Origin of the sequence: Sphingomonas sp. PAMC 26617, assembly GCF_000242835.1 — a bacterium.
Taxonomy (GTDB): Bacteria; Pseudomonadota; Alphaproteobacteria; order Sphingomonadales; family Sphingomonadaceae; genus Sphingomonas.
On record NZ_JH594425.1, the window covers coordinates 2716113 to 2732383 of the forward strand.

At 66.5% G+C, this 16271-nt stretch carries 17 protein-coding genes; 8 read left to right on the forward strand and 9 right to left on the reverse strand.

What is annotated here, in order from left to right:
• The first annotated feature begins 24 nt into the window (after window positions 1-24).
• Both RH91_RS12020 and RH91_RS12025 read left to right on the forward strand, forming a co-directional pair.
• Window positions 25-846, forward strand: a complete 822-nt coding sequence (locus tag RH91_RS12020) for a hypothetical protein (RefSeq protein ID WP_010163015.1) — start codon at window positions 25-27, stop codon at window positions 844-846.
• Window positions 847-856: 10 nt separating this feature from the next.
• The gene (locus RH91_RS12025; RefSeq protein ID WP_010163016.1) at window positions 857-1237 is read left to right on the forward strand and encodes a Rap1a/Tai family immunity protein; all 381 of its coding nucleotides are present in this window, start codon (window positions 857-859) and stop codon (window positions 1235-1237) included.
• Here the strand turns inward: RH91_RS12025 and RH91_RS12030 are convergent.
• The 6 genes from RH91_RS12030 to map all read right to left on the reverse strand — a co-directional run bounded on the left by RH91_RS12030 (window position 1194) and on the right by map (window position 7436).
• Window positions 1194-1376 carry a hypothetical protein gene (locus RH91_RS12030; RefSeq protein WP_010163017.1) on the reverse strand — a complete coding sequence of 61 codons (183 nt, stop codon included), beginning with the start codon at window positions 1374-1376 and terminating at the stop codon, window positions 1194-1196. The genes RH91_RS12025 and RH91_RS12030 overlap by 44 nt on opposite strands.
• Window positions 1377-1557: 181 nt before the next feature.
• Window positions 1558-3060: a carbohydrate porin gene (locus RH91_RS12035; protein WP_232283490.1), complete on the reverse strand. Its 1503-nt coding sequence runs from the start codon at window positions 3058-3060 to the stop codon at window positions 1558-1560.
• Window positions 3061-3118: 58 nt separating this feature from the next.
• The gene (gene trhO, locus RH91_RS12040) at window positions 3119-4036 is read right to left on the reverse strand and encodes an oxygen-dependent tRNA uridine(34) hydroxylase TrhO (RefSeq protein ID WP_010163019.1); all 918 of its coding nucleotides are present in this window, start codon (window positions 4034-4036) and stop codon (window positions 3119-3121) included.
• 310 nt (window positions 4037-4346) lie between these two features.
• Window positions 4347-5768 (reverse strand): type I glutamate--ammonia ligase, encoded by a 1422-nt coding sequence (glnA, locus tag RH91_RS12045; RefSeq protein ID WP_010163021.1) that lies wholly within the window; start codon window positions 5766-5768, stop codon window positions 4347-4349.
• A 133-nt stretch (window positions 5769-5901) separates the two neighbouring features.
• Complete coding sequence (locus RH91_RS12050; RefSeq protein ID WP_010163022.1) at window positions 5902-6240, reverse strand: P-II family nitrogen regulator; 339 nt, start codon at window positions 6238-6240, stop codon at window positions 5902-5904.
• Window positions 6241-6611: 371 nt separating this feature from the next.
• Window positions 6612-7436 (reverse strand): type I methionyl aminopeptidase, encoded by an 825-nt coding sequence (gene map, locus RH91_RS12055; RefSeq protein WP_010163023.1) that lies wholly within the window; start codon window positions 7434-7436, stop codon window positions 6612-6614.
• 64 nt (window positions 7437-7500) lie between these two features.
• Between map and RH91_RS12060 the strand changes: the two genes are divergently transcribed.
• The 4 genes from RH91_RS12060 (at window position 7501) to RH91_RS12075 (ending at window position 11668) form a co-directional block, all read left to right on the forward strand.
• Window positions 7501-8256: a competence/damage-inducible protein A gene (locus RH91_RS12060; RefSeq protein WP_029623813.1), complete on the forward strand. Its 756-nt coding sequence runs from the start codon at window positions 7501-7503 to the stop codon at window positions 8254-8256.
• A gap of 13 nt (window positions 8257-8269) precedes the next feature.
• The gene (locus RH91_RS12065; protein WP_232283491.1) at window positions 8270-8623 is read left to right on the forward strand and encodes a hypothetical protein; all 354 of its coding nucleotides are present in this window, start codon (window positions 8270-8272) and stop codon (window positions 8621-8623) included.
• Between the two features lie 41 nt (window positions 8624-8664).
• Window positions 8665-10665, forward strand: a complete 2001-nt coding sequence (locus tag RH91_RS12070; RefSeq protein ID WP_010163026.1) for a TonB-dependent receptor plug domain-containing protein — start codon at window positions 8665-8667, stop codon at window positions 10663-10665.
• Window positions 10666-10738: 73 nt separating this feature from the next.
• On the forward strand, window positions 10739-11668 hold the full coding sequence (locus RH91_RS12075) for an NAD(P)/FAD-dependent oxidoreductase (RefSeq protein ID WP_010163027.1): 930 nt from the start codon (window positions 10739-10741) through the stop codon (window positions 11666-11668).
• Here RH91_RS12075 and crtI read toward each other — a convergent pair.
• Window positions 11665-13299, reverse strand: coding sequence for a phytoene desaturase family protein (gene crtI, locus RH91_RS12080; protein WP_037479389.1), 1635 nt, complete (start codon window positions 13297-13299; stop codon window positions 11665-11667). The genes RH91_RS12075 and crtI overlap by 4 nt on opposite strands.
• A gap of 260 nt (window positions 13300-13559) precedes the next feature.
• Here crtI and RH91_RS12085 point away from each other — a divergent pair, with 260 nt between their 5' ends.
• Together RH91_RS12085 and RH91_RS12090 are read left to right on the forward strand one after the other, a co-directional pair.
• Window positions 13560-14024, forward strand: coding sequence for a nuclear transport factor 2 family protein (locus tag RH91_RS12085; RefSeq protein WP_010163029.1), 465 nt, complete (start codon window positions 13560-13562; stop codon window positions 14022-14024).
• A gap of 101 nt (window positions 14025-14125) precedes the next feature.
• Window positions 14126-14320: a hypothetical protein gene (locus RH91_RS12090; protein ID WP_010163030.1), complete on the forward strand. Its 195-nt coding sequence runs from the start codon at window positions 14126-14128 to the stop codon at window positions 14318-14320.
• Window positions 14321-14443: 123 nt separating this feature from the next.
• On the opposite strand, the gene RH91_RS12095 is transcribed toward RH91_RS12090, so the two are convergent.
• On the reverse strand, window positions 14444-14827 hold the full coding sequence (locus RH91_RS12095) for a VOC family protein (protein WP_010163032.1): 384 nt from the start codon (window positions 14825-14827) through the stop codon (window positions 14444-14446).
• Between the two features lie 60 nt (window positions 14828-14887).
• Window positions 14888-16000 carry an alkene reductase gene (locus RH91_RS12100; RefSeq protein ID WP_010163033.1) on the reverse strand — a complete coding sequence of 371 codons (1113 nt, stop codon included), beginning with the start codon at window positions 15998-16000 and terminating at the stop codon, window positions 14888-14890.
• Window positions 16001-16271 lie beyond the last annotated feature (271 nt).

Here is a 16271-nt window from a genome sequence, read left to right on the forward strand (position 1 = left end):
ACAGCATTGGTGAACACGCAAGACATGTTGACCAAGCTGTTTGCGATCGGGTGCCGCACGGGCATAGCCTTCTCGGTGATGCTGGGGTTGGGATCCGTCCCGGCCTCGGCGGCACCGCAAGGCGCGCGTGCGGCAGTTCCCGCCAAGGCGAAAGCCGGGGCGAAGGCTACGACTGCCGGGACGCCGAAAGCGCGCCCCAAGCCGAAGGCGAAGCCGGTTGCGCCGGTGGATCTGCTCCCGCTGCCCGATCCGGTACGGTCGGATGACGCCAACCGCATGATCGCGTGGGTCGAGACATCGCGCGACAACGGCAAGCTTCCCTATATCGTTATCGACAAGCCCGCGGCGATGCTCTCGCTGTTCGCGGCCAATGGCGACTTCCTCGGCGAGACGCCGGTCCTGCTCGGGATCGGCATCGGGGACGATTCGTCCCCCGGGGTCGGTGCCAAGAAGCTCGAAGATATCGGCCCCGCCGAGCGTACGACGCCTGCCGGGCGGTTCGTCGCCAAGTTCGGCAAGGCGTTCGGGCGCGAGCGTGTGCTGTGGGTCGATTACGCCAATTCGGTCGCGCTCCACGCGGTCATCACCACGCACAAGAGCGAGCAGCGCGTCGCGCGCCTGCTGTCGCCATCGCCCGACGACAACCGCATCTCCTTCGGGTGCATCAACGTCGGCACGAGTTTCTACACCAAGCATTTGCGCCCGCTGTTCCTCAAGCGGGGCGGGGTGGTCTACATCCTCCCCGACACCAAGCCGCTCGACGCGGTGTTTCCGCGCGTCCGCCTGCTGCCCTATCTGAACGCCCCTGGCGCCTCACCGGCGACTGCCGCGACCGCTACCGAATAAGGACGAGTCGATGATCCTGCTTCTGGCTGGCGTTCTGGCGATGGCGGAGCCCGCGGTGGTCGTGAGTTCGCTGCAAAGCGCGCAACTCGCCGAGGATTGCCGGGGCAAGGATTCGGACGCGACCGCCAGTTTTTGTACCGGCTATATCCTCGGCGTGTTCGATACGCTGTCGATGGCGCAGCAAATATGCCCGTCGCCGACCAGCGCCTCGACGATCAAGGCGGTTTCGGCGGCGCGCAAATACCTCCGCACGCACCGCAAGGCATGGGACCGTGCGCCCGTCTTCCTGGTGCGCGACGCGCTGACCGCCGCTTTCCCGTGCAAGCCGCCCGAACCGGTGGCGCCGGTCAGGAAAAAACCGTCGCCGAAATCGCGCAGACCAGCAAAATGAAGAACCCAGCCGAACTGCTCCGCAAGTAGAGCGCGCCGCGATGTTCGGGGCCGTGCGGTTTGTTGCGCCCGATGACGAGGCTCGCCATGCCGAGCACGATGGTCGCCAGAAGCGCGGCGGCGGCGATGAGTACGATCATGGCGGCGGTTCCAATCCGGATGCGAGGGCGCATGGCGGCTTCACAGCGCCAATCCGAGCGATTGGGCCCGCGGGATCGGGCAGGGAGAACGGTGAACACAGACCCAATACTCGGCTGCGCGAACAGTGCGCCGGTTCATCGTTCTTGTCCATGAACGCTGTGGTCCATTCCGCGCTGCGCGCTACAGCGTCACCGCCGCCTTAAGCCCCAGCACGCCGACATCGCCGCGCGTGCGCACGCCGCCGGGGTGGTGGATCCACTGGACGTTGGGTTGCAGCTCGAGCCACGGAACCGGCGTCAGGCTGTAATAGATCTCGGCGGCATATTCGGCATCGCGTACCGGCGTGCCGGGGACCAGCCGGTCGGCATCGGCGGCGCGCCCGTTGACGTTGGTGCGCCCGACCGCGACCCCGAGCACGTCGCCCTCGAGCCCGGGGAGCAGCCCCTTGTAGAAGATCCCGAGCGTCGCCTGATTGTCGGTCACGCTGGTGGCGCGGTCGGCCTGCGTGACGTTGGCAAAGATGCCGAGCCCGGTCAGCGCCTTGCCGTCCTTGGACGTGCCGGTAAGCTGCTGCTGGACATTGGCATAGACGCCGTACCGCCCCGAGCGCTGCAAGGGCGCGAGCCCGGTCACCACGATCGGGCGGCGGTTGATGTCGAGCAGCACGTCGTCGCCATTCGCGGTCGAATACCACGCGCCGAGCTTGTACGATCCGACATGGCCGGTGTCGCCGAGCCGAGTCCACCCCGCCTCGACCGGGATCAGCGCGCCGGTCGCGCCGTGCCACCGGGCAATGAAGAAATTGTTCTTCAGGTTGAGCGGATTGACCTCATAGGCGCCGATCTGGAGATACGTCCCGCCGCCGACGTCGACGTGCAACCGGCCGCCCCATTGGCTGACCGGCCAGTTATACCAATAATCGCCGACGAGATTGCCCGGCTGCGCGCCGCAGAACGACAGGTTCTGGAAATGGCACGAGAATGCCGCGAAATCCGTGCCCGGATTGGTCCGCCCGAGCTTGAGTTCGACCGCATCGCCGATCTTCTGTTCATACCATAATTGCGTGACGCGGACGGTCTGCCCGCGGCCATAGACTTCCTGCACCTGCTGCAACGTGCCGAGCCCGGCGTCGTCGGAAAGGTTGCGCCCGCGTCGCCACGTGATCGTCGCCTGCAGCGTACCGCCCTCGATCCCGGCGACCTTCGCCATGTCGATCTTTGCGCCGAAATCGACCTGCCCGGTCTCGGTCAGTTTCTTTCGCTGGCCGCCGGTGAAATTATACCCGCTTTCCGACGCATAGCGTGCGGACACGTCGAAGCCGCGATCGCCCAGCCAGGTGCGCGCATGCCGCCAGTCGGCGAACAGCCCGGGCGGCGCATCGCTTTGCGTGTCGCCGATCGGCTGGTAGAACAGCATGTTGCGCGGGTGCTGCATGTGATTGGGGACGCGGCGCCTGGCGGGCGCTGCGGTCTCGACCGGCGTATCCGGGCCGGACGGGCCGGCGGGTTCGGTCGCGGGCTTCTGGCTGTCGTTGGCGGGGGGCTGCGCGACGGGAGCGTCGGCGGCGGGCGGCGGGGCGGGCGCGCCGATGTCGACCTGCTGCGCGGTCGCCGGCTGCGCGAGACCGAGCATCGTTGCCGTGGACGCCAGTGCCAATACGCGCACCCGGGAAAGAATCATCATGGCCTCGTCGTCGTCAAACACTCGTGCTGCGATGCAACAGGTCGGCGCAAAAGGACACCTATGCTTTGGGTGCCGCCGCGCCGACATGCGTTTCGCCGCGGCGTTCGGCGAGTTTTACCTGGCGGTGGCGCTCGGCATAAGCGGCGCGCTGCGTGTCGTCACGCGTGGCCGCACAGGCTGGGCAGGCAACGCCTTCCTCGTACAGTGGCGAGGCGCGGTCCGCCGGGCTGACCGGCATCCGACAGGCGCGGCACAGCGCGTGCGTGCCCGGCGCGAGCCCGTGCCCGACCGCGACGCGCTCGTCGAACACGAAACATTCGCCTTCCCAGCGGCTTTGCTCGGGCGGGACGTCCTCGAGATATTGCAGGATGCCGCCTTCGAGGTGGAAGACGTCGGTCAGACCCTCGGCCTTGAGGAACGCGGTCGACTTCTCGCAGCGGATTCCGCCGGTGCAGAACATCGCGATGCGCTTGCCGTCCAACTCGGCGCGGTGCGCGCGCGCCCAGGCGGGGAAATCGCTGAACGCGTCGGTCTGCGGGTCGACCGCACCCGCGAAGCTGCCGACCCTGACCTCATAGGCGTTGCGCGTGTCGATCACGACCGTATCGGGCGCGTCGATCAGCGCGTTCCAGTCGGCTGGCTTCACATAGGTGCCGGTGCCCTCCATCGGATCGATCGCGGGTTCGCCCATCGTCACGATCTCGCGCTTGAGGCGGACCTTCATGCGGTGGAACGGCATGGTTTCGGCGTGGCTGTGCTTGGCGGTGATCGCCGCACAATCGGGGAGGGTGCGGATGTGCGCGAGCACCGCTGCGATCGCCGCGTCGCTGCCCGCGATCGTACCGTTGATGCCTTCGGGGGCGAGCAGCAGCGTGCCCTTGATGCCCTGCGCTTCGCACAGGTCGAGCAGGGGTTGGCGCAGCGCTTTCGGGTCGGGGAAGCGGGCGAAACGGTAGAGCGCGGCGACGTGGATCATGCGGCGGGGTTTAGGGGGTTTTGCGGGGGTTTGGAATGCGGTTGGTTTGGTTTGGGTCGCGCTCCCATTCCATCCGTTCGTTTCGAGCGTAGTCTACAAACCTGGGCTGTGCCCGGTTTCTCGACTTCGCTCGAAACGAACGGTCGGGGTGGTGGATCAAAAAGGGCGCCCGGATCGCTCCGGACGCCCTTTCCAAAAGTGCCGTCGTGGCAAAGCCACGCCGTCGGTCCTCGCTTTGGCGAGGCCGGCCGACAGCTCCTGTGGCGACTTGGCTTTGCCTCGTCGCCACCGGCGCGGTCGTGGCCGCGCCTCAGTAGCTGTAGTACATATCGAACTCGACCGGGCTAGGCGTCATCTCCCAGCGCAGCACGTCATGCATCTTCAGCTCGACGTACGATTCGATCTGGTCCTTCGAGAACACGTCGCCCTTGAGCAGGAAGTCGTGATCCGCCGCCAGCGAGTCGAGCGCCTCGCGGAGCGACCCGCAGACGGTCGGGACCTGTGCGAGTTCTGCCGGGGGCAGGTCGTACAGGTTCTTGTCCATCGCCTCGCCCGGGTGGATGCGGTTTTGGATCCCGTCCATGCCCGCCATGAACAGCGCGGCGTAGCAGAGATACGGGTTCGCCATCGCATCGGGGAAGCGCACTTCGACGCGCTTCGCCTTGGGGCCGGTGCCATAAGGGATGCGGCACGACGCCGAGCGGTTGCGCGCCGAGTAAGCGAGCAGCACCGGCGCTTCATAGCCCGGGACCAGCCGCTTGTAGCTGTTGGTCGTCGGGTTGGTGAAGGCGTTGACCGCCTTGGCATGCTTGATGATGCCGCCGATGAAGAACAGGCACGTCTCCGACAGGCCCGCATAGCCGTTGCCGGCGAACAGCGGGTTGCCCTTGTCCCAGATCGACAGATGCGTGTGCATCCCCGAACCGTTATCTTCCTTGATCGGCTTGGGCATGAAGGTGACGGTCTTGCCGTACGCCTGCGCGACGTTGTGGCAGACATACTTGTAGATCTGCATCCGATCCGCGGTCAGCGTCATCGTGCCGAAGGTCAGGCCCAGCTCATGCTGGCCGGCGGCGACTTCGTGGTGGTGCTTGTCGCACGGCAGGCCCATCTCGAGCATGGTCGAGACCATCTCGCCGCGGATGTCGACCGCGCTGTCGACCGGCGCGACCGGGAAATAGCCGCCCTTGGCGCGCGGACGGTGGCCGAGGTTGCCGCCCTCATAGCTGGTGCCGGTGTTGGTCGGCAGCTCGATGTCGTCGATCTTGTAATAGCTGGTCGCGTAGCTGTTCTCGAACTGGACGTTGTCGAACATGAAGAACTCGGCTTCCGGCCCGATGAAGATCGTGTCGCCGATGCCGGTGGTCTTGAGATACGCCTCGGCGCGCTTCGCGGTCGAGCGCGGATCGCGCGCGTAGAGCTCGCCGGTCGACGGCTCGACGATGTCGCACACCAGGATCAGCATCGGCGTCGCCGAGAACGGGTCGGTCCACACCGCGTCGAGATCCGGCATGAGGATCATGTCGGACTCGTTGATCGCCTTCCAGCCCTCGATCGACGATCCGTCGAACATGAAGCCGTCGGTCAGCTCGTCCTCGCCGACGACTCCCGCGACCATCGTCAGATGCTGCCACTTGCCCTTGGGATCGGTGAACCGCAGATCGACCCACTCGATCTCCTGGTCCTTGATCATCTGCAGCACGTCGTTCGCGCTGTTGCCCGTCTTTGCCATGTCCCCACGCCCTTTCTGGATACTGAAAATTCGCCCGTACCGGTCAACCAGGTGCGGGACTCGTGTTAAGCCCGGATGTTCACGCTGTCACAAGATGTTGCGCTGCGTCAAACCCGCATTCCGATCATTGCGCTCAGATCGCGTCTTCGTCGCGTTCGCCCGTGCGGATGCGCAGGACGGTCTCGACCGGAATGACGAAAATCTTGCCGTCGCCGATCCGCCCGGTCTGCGCGGCGGCGGCGATCGCCTCGACCACGCGGTCCGCGAGACCGTCCTCGACGACGACCTCGAGTTTTACCTTGGGGAGGAAATCGACGACATATTCGGCGCCGCGATACAGTTCGGTATGGCCCTTCTGGCGGCCGAAGCCCTTGGCCTCGGTCACGGTGATCCCGCTCACTCCGACCTCGTGCAGCGCCTCCTTCACCTCATCGAGCTTGAACGGCTTGATGATCGCCTCGATCTTTTTCACGCTGATACGCCTCCCGGAATGGTCGTTCACCTTACAATAACCATGCCAGCCACGCGAGGGGCGGAAATGCGTGGTTTTGTGAGAATTTCGGGCGGCGTGGTGCCTAACTGGCGCGCAGACGTCGGGAGTTGCCTGATTTTGTGGCAGTGGCGCTGCCATGAAGCGGCGCACACCAAGGAACGCACCCCAACGACTCCGCCACCCCGGCGAAGGCCGGGGCCCAATAGCGCAACAGGCGTTGGCAGCGCTGCGCTGCGCTGCGCTACGTTACCTCGACCTCCACGATTGGACCCCGGCCTTCGCCGGGGTGGTGGTGGGTGCGTGCGTGGTAGTGGTGCGTTGGGAGTGGTGCGCGCGCGCTACCCAACCCCTCAATACGGCGGCTTGTCGAACCCGCCCGGGCTGAGCGTGAAGATCTCGCAGCCGTCCTCGGTGATCCCGATCGAATGTTCGAACTGAGCGGAGAGCGAGCGATCGCGCGTCACCGCGGTCCAGCCGTCGTCGAGCAGCTTCACGTCCGCGCGGCCGGTGTTGATCATCGGTTCGATCGTGAAGATCATCCCCGGCTTGAGTTCCGGCCCGGTGCCGGGACGCCCGGCATGGACCACCTCGGGCGCATCGTGGAACAGCCGCCCGAGCCCGTGCCCGCAGAAATCACGCACCACGCCGTAGCGATGCTTCTCGGCATGCCGCTGGATCGCGTGGCCGATATCGCCGAGATGGTTGCCCGGCTTCGCCTGCTCGATCCCGATCATCAGGCATTCGTAGGTCACCTCGACCAGCCGCTTCGCCTTGATCGGCACGTCGCCGACCAGATACATCCGGCTGCTGTCGCCGTGCCAGCCGTCGAGGATCGGCGTCACGTCGACGTTGACGATGTCGCCGGTCTTGAGCGTCTTCTCGCTCGGGATGCCGTGGCAGACGACGTGGTTGATCGAGATGCAGCTCGAATGCGTATAGCCGCGATAGCCGAGCGTCGCGGGGATGCCGCCGCGATCGGTGATGAAGCGGCGGATCATGGCGTCGAGCTCGGCGGTGGCCATGCCGGGCACCATGTGCGGCACGATCATGTCGAGCGTTTCGGCGGCGAGTTGTCCTGCGGCGAGCATCCCGTCGAACGCATCGCGGCCATGGAGCTTGATCGCGCCGGTGCGGCCCATCGGCGCGTCGGCGGTTACGGTTACATAATCGGTCATGACAATCGATATAGCGGCACCAAGCGGGCTTTGCGAGAGGGCGGCGCGGGACTATGCCGAAGCCATGACGCAACGTATCTGGACGGCCGCGCTCGCGGTGATCGGCGACGAGATCCTGTCGGGTCGCACGCAGGACAAGAATGTCGCGCAAATCGCGGCGTGGCTCAACGTGCAGGGGATTCGTCTTGCCGAGGTGCGGATCGTCGCGGACAAGACCGAGGCGATCGTCGAGGCGGTCAACATCCTGCGGGAACGCAACGATTATTTGTTCACCACCGGCGGGATCGGCCCGACGCATGACGACATCACGGTCGACGCGATTGCCGCGGCGCTGGGTGTCCCGGTCGAGTTCCATCCGCACGCGGTCGAAGTGCTCGAGGCGTATTACGCAAGCCGTGGCGGGCTGAACGAGGCGCGCAAGCGGATGGCGCGGGTGCCGGCCGGCGCGGACCTGATCGAAAACCGCATGTCGGGCGCGCCGGGGATCAAGGCCGGCAACATCTTCATCATGGCGGGGGTGCCGCACATCACCGCGGGGATGCTCGACGCGCTGACTGGCACGCTCGAAGGCGGTCTGCCGGTGCTGTCGCGGACGATCGGCTGCTGGGTCGCCGAGAGCGAGGTCGCGGACTTGCTGCGCAATGCCGAGAAGACGCACGAGGGCGTGGCGATCGGCAGTTACCCGTTCTTCCGCGATGGCCGGGTCGGCGCCAACTTCGTCGTCCGCGCGACCGAGGCGGCGCTTGCAGACCGCTGTATCGCCGATCTTACCCAGGCGTTGGAGCAATCGGGGCGCAGCGTCGTTGCCGACGGTATCTGACCGGAGACATGCCATGAAGCGCCTATCCCCCCTGTTCGTCGTGCCCATGCTCGCCGGTCTCGTCGCGCTGTCGGCGTGCGACCCCGGCGCAAGTGGGGGCAAGACCACCGCCGCCACGACCAAACCCGATCCGATGGAAGCCAAGATCGACGCGCTGCCGAAGGGCTTGCAGGAAACCACCTTCTTCCGCGCGATCCGCGACGGCGGCTATACCTGCCAGAAGATCGTCCGGTTCGAGAAGCACGCGCCGATCAACGGCGAGGCGGTGTGGATCGCGGAATGCGACGATCGTGGGCAATATGTCATCACGCTCAAGCCCGACGGCGTGTTCTGGGTCAGTGGCGTGCCGCAGGCCAAGAAACCCTAAGCTCCGTGAAAATATGGAAACTTGCACTCGCCGGTGCCGGCGTGCCGGTCGCGCTGTCCGCGCAGACCGTCCCCGGCCCGGTTCCGGCCGACACCACCGGTCCCGACATCGTCGTGCTCGGATCGCCGCTGCCGCTGCCGCCCGGGGTTCCGGCCTACGGTTCGGTCACGATCGACCGCGAGCGGCTGACCGGCGATGCGTCGGGCCGGGTCGAGAACGTCCTGTCCGACGTCGCGGGGTTCCAGCAGTTCCGCCGCAGCGACAGCCGCTCGGCCAATCCGTCCGCGCAGGGCGTCACGCTGCGCGCGCTCGGCGGCAATGCGTCGTCGCGCGCGCTCGTGCTGCTCGACGGGGTGCCGCTCGCGGACCCGTTCTTCGGCTATATCCCGTTCAACGCGCTGTCGGCGGATCGCCTGTCGAGCGTGCGGATCACGCGCGGGGGCGGGTCGGGGGCGTTCGGCGCAGGTGCGGTCGCGGGCACGGTCGAACTCGCGAGCGCGACGCGTGTCGATCTGCCGCGCGTGGCGGGGAGCGCCTTCTACGGCAGCGACAATGCGGTCGAGACCAGCGCGAGCGTCTCGCCCGATGTCGGCGCGGGCTATCTCACCGTCTCGGGCCGGTTCGAGCGCGGCGACGGCTTCTATACGACCCCGGTCGACCAGCGCACCGCCGCGACGGTCCGCGCGCGCTATCGCGACTGGTCGGGGCAGATCCGCGGCGTCGTGCCGATCGACGCGCAAACCGAAGTGCAGGCGCGGATGGTCGTGTTCCGCGACGATCGTACGTTGCGTTTCGCGGGCGCGGACAGCAGTTCGTCGGGCGAGGATGCGAGCGTCCGGCTGATCCATCGCGGGCCGTGGGCGCTCGACGTGCTGGCCTATGTCCAGGCACGCAACTTCTCCAACCGCGTGATCAGCGCGACCACCGCCAGATTGACGCTCGACCAGCGCAATACGCCTGCGACCGGAATCGGCGGCAAGATCGAGCTGCGCCCGCCGGTCGGGCCGGATCACGTGTTGCGGATCGGCGCGGACGTCCGGCTGGGCGACGGGACGCTGTACGAGGACGCCTATGCCGCGAGCGGCGCGGTGACGACACGCCGCACCGCTGGCGGCAACACAAGCACCGCCGGGCTGTTCGCCGAGGATGACTGGACGCTCGGGCGGCTGGTGCTGACGGCGGGGGTGCGCGGCGATCGCTGGACGATCACCGACGGCTTCTTCCGAGAGCGGACGACGGCTGGTGTCATTACGACCGATCGACGCTTTGCCGACCGCGACGGGGTCGAGGCGACCGGTCGTGCGGGTGCGCTGTTCCACGCGAGCGACGCCGTCGCGTTGCGCGCGGCGGGGTACACCGGGTTCCGCCTGCCGACGCTGAACGAATTGTACCGCCCGTTCGTGGTCTTCCCGATCACGACGCAGGCGAATGCCGCATTGGGGCTCGAGCGGTTGCGCGGGGTCGAGGGCGGGGTCGACGTGACGCCGGTGGCCGGGGTGCGGCTCGGCGTTACGGCTTTCTACAATCGGCTCGAGGGGGCGATCGCCAACGTCACGATCGCGCCCAATGTGCGGCAGCGGCAGAATGTCGACGCGATCGTCGCGCGTGGGGTGGAAGTCACCGCGCATGCGGGGCGGGGGGCGGTGTCGCTCGATGGCTCCTATGCGTTCAGCGACAGCAAGGTCCGCGCCTCCGGCGCTTCGGCGCAACTCGACGGGTTCATCCCGGCGCAAAGTCCGCGGCATACCGCAAGCGCGACGCTTGGCTGGCAGGATCGGCGCGGCTTCGGATTGTCGCTGACCGGGCGGTATGTCGGCAGGCAGTTCGAGGACGATTTGCAGACCGACGTGCTGCCGGCCGCGACGACGCTCGACGGGGTGGTGACGGTGCCCGTCGCGCGGCGCTGGTCGGTGATCGCGCGCGGGGAGAATCTCACCGATACGACGGTCATCACGCGCAACGCGGGCGGGTCGATCGATATCGGGACGCCGCGACGGTTGTGGATCGGGGTACGGCTTGGCGGGAGCAACCCGCGACCGTAAGCTGTTGCTGCCCTGATCGCCGGACCGTGCGCCGCATCATGTGAACTCTACTGGGAAATGGACGGGAAACCGAATGAAGATCGCCATCGTCGGTGCCGGCATCGCAGGCTCGTCATGCGGACAAGCCTTGCAGGCGCGTGGCCATGCCGTGTCGCTGTTCGACAAGGGGCGCGGCGCGGGCGGGCGGATGGCGACACGGCGCGTCGATGGTCCGGACGGCGACGTTTCGTTCGATCACGGCGCGCAATATTTCACCGCGCGCGACCCCGCGTTCGGGGCGCAGGTCGAGCAGTGGGCTGCGGCGGGCATCGTTGCCGCCTGGCCCGCGGCGGGGGAGGACGCCTGGGTCGGGACCCCCGGCATGAACGCGCTGGTCAAGGCGATCACCGATGACCGCGATGTTACCTGGGGCGCGAAAGTCGATGCGATCCGCCGTGGCGATGGCGGGTGGCTGCTGGACCCGGTTTCGGACACGCGCTTCGACGCGGTGATCGTCGCGACTCCGGCCGAGCAGGCGGGGCCGCTGCTCGTCGCGCACGATCCCGCGATGGCGGCGATCGCGCAGGCGTGCCCGTCCGCGCCATGCTGGACCGCGATGGTCGCGTTCGAAGATCGCGTTGCCATCGCCGGGGACATCGTTCGCGACAGCGGCATCATCGGCTGGGCGGCGCGCAACAGCGCCAAGCCGGGGCGCGGCGGGCGCGAGGCGTGGGTGGTGCAGGCGACGCCGCACTGGTCGCGCGACCATCTGGAAGACGCGGCGGACGGCGTTGTCGATGCCTTGCTGTCGGCGCTGGCGACGGAAGCGACGCAGCCCTTGCCCGCGACGGTCCTGCGGATCGGCCATCGCTGGCGCTACGCCAAGGTTGCGGCGGCCCGCGACGGGGCCTTGTGGGACCCCGCGCTTCGGATCGGCGCGGTCGGCGACTGGCTGCTCGCGCCAAGGGTCGAAAGCGCATGGCTGTCCGGCCGGATGCTCGCCGACCGGATCGGCCCCGCCTAGGCGTCGACCCGCGCGCGCGGCATCCCGTCGACGATCGCGCGATCGACCGCATAGTCGCGCGCAATCTCGCGCGCGGTCATCTTGGCGGACATCATCACCGAGGGCGTGCCGCCGCCCGGCTGCGTGCCTTGTCCGACCAGATAGAGGTTGGCGATATCCTCGCTGCGATTGTGCGGGCGGAAGAACGCGGTCTGGGTCAGTCGCGGCTCGACCCCGAAGCCGTTGCCCGCGTAGGACCCGAGCGTCTGCTCGAAATAATCGGGCGTGACGAAGCTGCGATAGACCAGCCGCTCGCGCAGGCCGGGAATGTAGCCGCGGTCATCGAGGAAATTGAGCACCTTCTCGGCAAACCCTTCGCCGACCGTATCCCAGTCGATCCTGCCGAGGGTGTTGGGCACGGGGATCAGCGTATAGGCCGCGTGATGCCCCCGGGGGGCGAGGCTCGGGTCGGTCAGCGTCGGGATGTGCAGATATTGCGAGAAGTCCTCGGCGAGGATCTTGCGTTCGAAGATGTCGGTCAGCAATTCCTCGTACCGCGGGCCGAGGATGATGTTGTGGTGGCGCAGGTCGGGGTCGCCATCGCGCTTTTCATAGCCGAAGTAGATCACCATCAGCGACATGCTCTGCTTGCGGAACTTGACCACCGAGTCGCGGTTGATCCGCCGGTGCGCCTTGTCGATCAGTTTGAGATAGGTGGTGGCATAGTCGCCGTTGGAGACGACGAGATCCGCCGCGAGCGTCTCGCCGGAGGCGAGCGTCACGCCGGTCGCGGTCCGCTTGCCGCCGCGCTTCTCGACGTCGATGCGGTCGACCTTGGCATTCAGTTGCACCGTTCCGCCGAGTTCCTCGAACTTGACGACCATCGCCTTCACGAGTGCGCCCGTGCCGCCGATCGCATAATGGACGCCCCAGGTCTTTTCGACGAAGTGGATCATCGCATAGATCGCGGGGACCTTGAGCGGGTTGCCGCCGATCAGCAGCGGTTCGAAGCTGAACACCTGCCGCATCTTGTCGCTCTTGAAATACTTGCTGATCAGCGAGAACAGCGGCTGGATCGCGCCGAGCTTGAGCAGGTCGGGCACGACCCCGACCATCGAGCCGAGGCTGCCGAAATAGGTATAGCCGAGCTCGAGGAAGCCGCGCTGGAAGATCGCGCGTGCCGCCTCGTGGAACCGCTCGTAACCGTCGAGATCCTCGGGCGCGAGCCGCGCGATCTGCGCGCGGACGTTGACCGGGTCGGCGTCGTAATCGAAGAAGGTGCCGTCGTCGAAATAGATGCGGTAGAACGGCAGGACCGGGACGATCTCGAGATAGCGGCTGGTGTTGGGGCCGCCGCTGGTGCCCGACAGGATCCGCTGGTTGTCGCCCAGCACGTCGTCGGGGAAATCGGGGGCGGCCAGCATCGCGACGTCCCGCTCGAGCGAGAACAGCTCCTCGATGAAATGCGGCACGGTCAGCACGGTCGGCCCCATGTCGAAAGTGAACCCCTCCGCGCGGCGGACATAGGCGCGACCGCCGACGTCATCGAGTTGTTCGACGATCCGTGTGTCGAAGCCGAGGCTTTGCAGGCGGATCGCGCAGGCGATGCCGCCGATGCCCGAGCCGATTACGATCGCAGTACGACGGGTCATGGTATCCATGTCTTTTCTTGAGCGAGGGGAGCGGCGATCATTCGGCGTTCGGCCAGCGCAACGGGGATAGATGTGGCACTGCGATCAGCGCCGTCAATGGGAAAGGCGGTGCGACGATCGGGCAAGGGCAGGGCGGGTCGGTAATGACAGCTCAACGCACTGGTCCGCGCCAAGTGCCATCCCCATTGCGGCAAGACCGGAAACATCGCAGATCCCGCCGGAACCGCAGTTCCGCCCGCACGCCACAGAAAGATCCGCGCATGACCCGGCCGCCGCTCCCCCCGTTCACCGACGAAACCGCAGCGCACAAGGCGCGGCTGGCGGAGGACGCGTGGAACAGCCGCGATCCGGCGCGCGTGGCGCTTGCCTATACGCCCGACAGCCAGTGGCGGAACCGCGCCGAATTCATCACGGGCCGGGAGCAGATCGCAGCGTTCCTCACGCGGAAATGGGCACGCGAGCTCGACTATCGGCTGATCAAGCAAGTCTGGGCGCACGCCGGCGACCGGATCGCGGTGCGCTTCGCCTATGAATATCACGACGACAGCGGGCAGTGGTTCCGGGCGTATGGCAACGAGAACTGGCAGTTCGACGATGACGGCCTGATGATGATCCGGATCGCCAGCATCAACGAACATCCCATCGCTGCCGATGAGCGCGCCTTCTTCTGGCCGCTCGGTCGGCGGCCGGACGATCACCCGGGGCTTACGGCGATGGGGTTCTGAGGGGGGCGGTCCCGACCGGGATTGATGATCGTCCGAAGAACGGTTGCAATCCCAAGAAGATCGCTGGGGATTCGCGGGCGAGCATTGTACGGTCCAGCGTCATGGCCGCGTACAAACTCTATTGCCTGGATGATCAGGGGCACATCACCAGCCGGATCGAATTTGTGGGCGATGGTGACGAGGCCGCGATTGCGCACGTGCGGCAACATCAATTCAGCAGCGCCTGCGAGATCTGGGAGTTGGGGCGGCTCGTCGCGAGGATGCCCAAAGGCAGCTCCAGTCCACCTGCTCGCTAGCAACGCCATTCTTGCGCGTCTCGGCAGCGGAATGGATCGGCAAAGGAGTACTGGCGGACCGATACAGATCGTTCCGCCAGTGCGTCGAAGTCACCACCTGAGCCCCATCGACCCCGGCAACGGCTACTGGGCGGGAATGTGGATCCCGCAGAGCTTGTTGCCGTCCGGGTCGCGGACATAGGCGAGGTGGACGGTTCCCATCGCCGACTCGCGCGGACCCGGACCATCCTCGATCGAGATGCCGCCGTTGGCGACGGCGGTCCTGTGGAACAGGTCGACCTGTTCGGGGGAGTCACAGGAAAACGCCACGGTGCTGCCGTTCGCCACGGTTGCCGGTTCGTCGTTGATCGGCTGGGAAACGATGAAGTTCGTCCCGCCGGCATTGCGGTAGAACAAGCGGGTATGCCCGCTGCCGGCGATGTTCAGCGTCGCTTCGCCGGCGCCGAGCGCGCCGAGCAAAGCGTCGTAGAACCGCCTCGATCGATCGATGTCGTTCGACCCCACCATGGTATGAAACAGCACGTCACATCTCCTTGATTGAATACGCAGGCGACAACACGCCTCAGATCACGGAAGCTCGATCTGCCCGTTCATGCCGGGCCAGTCCGAATAGCCGACGGTGCCGCCGCCATACCAATATTGCTTCGGTGCCTCGGCAAGCGGGGCGCCGGTCCGGAGCCGATCGACGAGATCGGGGTTGGCGAGGAAGGGGCGGCCGAAGCTGAACAGGTCCGCATCGCCGTCCGCCAACGTCTTCTCGGCAAGCTGAAGCGTGTACTGGTTGTTGGCGATATAGGCGCCCGAGAAGCGCTTGCGCATTTCGTGGAAGTCGATTCCATCGGGCACGTCGCGCGTCTGCTGGGTCACGCCTTCGATATCGTGGATGTAGAGCAGCCCGATCCCGGACAGGGCGTCGACGAAGGTGTCGAACGTGCGCCCGACCTGGCTGTCGAGCGGGGTCTTCCCGGGCTCGGTCGTCGCCGGCGAGATGCGGATGCCGACACGGTTCGCGCCCCAGACCCCGACCACCGCACGGACCACGTCGAGCGGGAATCGCAGCCGGTTCTCGATCGAACCGCCATAATCGTCGGTGCGCTGGTTGGTGCTGTCGCGGATGAACTGCTCGAGCAGATAGTTGTTCGCGGCATGGACCTCGACGCCGTCGAACCCGGCCGCCTTCGCCTGTTCGGCGGCGTGGCGATAATCCTCGACGATGGCGGGAATCTCGTCGGTCGCCAGCGCGCGCGGGGTGACGAAATCCTTCATCCCGTCATTGGTGAAGGCCTGCCCCTCCGCCGCGATCGCGGACGGTGCCACGGGCAGCGCGCCGCCGTGCAGGTCGGGGTGCGAGATACGCCCGGTATGCCACAACTGGAGGAAGATCTTGCCACCACGCCGATGGACCGCCGCGACGATCGGCGTCCACGCCGCGACCTGCGCGTCCGACCAGATGCCGGGCGTCATCGCATAGCCGCGGGCCTGCGACGAGATGTTCGTCGCTTCGGTGATGATCAGGCCGGCATCGGCCCGCTGTGCATAATAATCCGCCGCGAAGGCCGGGGGGATCCCCGCCTCGTTCGAGCGGCTGCGGGTGAGGGGTGCCATGACGATGCGGTTCTGCAACTGCAGGTCGCCGATCGTGACGGGTTGCAGGACGGGGCTGGCGGGCTGTTCGGACATCTTTTGGTCTTTCCGTGGGAGGGAAGCGCGAAGGGAAGACCGCTGTAACGCTTGAGCGCGCAGTTGATCCCGAGGGCGTGGCGGACACTGCGGCGGCGCGTCGCACGCATCGGACAGGTGTCTGTCGAGCGTCGTGGCGGCGGAATATGACCAGCCTTAGCGGCGCGGTGATCGGTACGACGTCTGGCTTACGAATGACGACGGCGCAGGCACGGCCTGGCGTGCAACGGATTCCGTCGAGCAGGGCGCAGTTGGGAAATGTTCAGTGAAG